2 protein-coding genes are annotated in these 1,213 nt (G+C 53.0%); both read right to left on the reverse strand.

What is annotated here, in order from left to right; translation table 11 throughout:
* Positions 1-794 (reverse strand): class I fructose-bisphosphate aldolase (locus tag ABLT31_RS38690; RefSeq protein ID WP_367761029.1); only part of this gene is annotated, 794 nt, incomplete at its 3' end.
* A gap of 35 nt (positions 795-829) precedes the next feature.
* The coding region (locus ABLT31_RS38695; protein WP_367761030.1) for a zinc-binding dehydrogenase at positions 830-1,213 on the reverse strand (384 nt) is incomplete at its 5' end.

The following is a 1,213-nucleotide window of genomic DNA, read 5'->3' on the forward strand; positions in this document are numbered from 1 at the left end:
TTATACAACTCGACCGCTTCCTTTACCGATCCATCCTCGTGGATCACATGAGCCAAAGCCTTCACGATCGCTGTCGGGTTGCTGTTATTCCAGACAAATCGGCCAAAGGTAATGCCTACTCCACCCGCTCCAATGACATCCTTTGCCATCTGGAAATAATCTTCTAGACGCGTTCCGGATTCTCCTCCCGCCACCACGACTTTTGCTGGGGTCGATTGAACCACTTTGCTGAAGCTTTCCGGATCTCCGGTATATTTGGTCTTAATGATGTCGACGCCCAATTCCGCACCGGCACGAACCGCATACGCCACATGCTTCCAGTGATCCTTTTCATCTTCCGGAATCTGGTTCCCGCGCGGATAGATGTGGGCGATCATCGGAATCCCGTAAGCCGCCGCCTTGCCGGAAATCAATCCGAGGTTGCGCAGCTGTTCCGGCTGGTCGTCCCCGCCCACGATGCATCCCATGGACACGGCGTCCGCTCCAAGTCGAATGCCTTCCTCCACATCCGCTACCCATGCGTCATAATTCGGCTGCCATGGGGAGAACGACGAGCATTTCAGGATGAGGCCCGTTTTCCCCGCATGCTGCCGGAAGCACATGTCGGCGATCCCTTTATGCATCGTCATCGCATCCGGTCCGCCGGCGACGATTTCATCGATTTTTCGCCCGATCGGCATCAATTCTTCAAAGATGCCTCGGGCGATCGCCTGATCCACAGCCACAGCCAGCAAGCGGCCGGATTTCGGATTCAATAGACGGCTCATGCGAATTTCTTTTCCTAAGTAACTCATGGATATTCCCCCTCGTGGTTTTCGTTAAAGTCATGTTAAGCAATATGGATAACCGTCTTCATCCCCGTTCCATTCTTTACATCGAGAATCGCCTGCTGAATCGTATCTAAGGTATAACCGGTGGTGGTGAGAACCTCGGTATTGATCTTTCCTGCCGCAATGAGCGATAAGGAAGTCAAGTAGTCGGCACGGGTCAGGGCGGTTGTTCCCACCACATTCACTTCATGGTAATGGATAAAGTTTGGATCGATCTGAGACGCCGCTCCGTTGCTGAATCCGGCGAACAGGTTGATCGTTCCTCCCTTGCGAAGCAATTTAATGGACGCATCCACAATCGAAGGCACCCCGATTGCCATAATGACCGCATCGGCTCCCAGTCCATCCGTCTCCTTCATGACCAAATCATGCAACGAATCCAC

Source organism: Ammoniphilus soli, assembly GCF_040813775.1.